Here is a 529-nt window from a genome sequence, read left to right on the forward strand (position 1 = left end):
CGATTTTTGCCCAAATGGCATAGACGTATGACGTCGATATCATTTGGGCGCGTTCCCTCTCTTCCTATTTCCTTCCCTGCAATCCATCCCGTAGTGTGCTAGACCTAAAGGTGTGCCTTCGCACGTTTAAAACCGTTAGCGTGCTCGTTTTTAAAACGAACATTACTCGCTGAGTAAACATATAAGATAGAAAAATCATCGCAATTCTAATTGCTTAGAAAGGCTTAAATACGCGTTAAGCGATGTGTGACGTTAGCGATGACGATGACAATTAGGGAAGTGCAGTTTACGACCTCAATAGCAACGGCAGTGGCACAGACATTTCTAAGGGGGGAGTATGTTGACGATACTGTTGATTGCATTGGCGCTGTATATTTTCTGGCTACTGTTTCGAAATGGCCCTGCATTTGCCGAGCGACTCCCAGACCACAAACGCAATTGGGTTGGCCCCACCGCTAATCAAGAAGAATGGCGCGGCTATTGTGCGGACGTATTTCAACCTTTTAGTTCCCGCACAACTTTCTATGCT

Annotated in this window: 1 pseudogene; it reads left to right on the forward strand. The window is 45.7% G+C overall.

Annotation, left to right across the window (positions count from 1 at the left end):
* Nucleotides 1-337: 337 nt before the first annotated feature.
* Nucleotides 338-529: pseudogene (locus R7P74_RS29020) on the forward strand (hypothetical protein); the annotation flags it as partial.

The sequence above is a fragment of the Vibrio sp. 2033 genome (genome assembly GCF_033339735.1).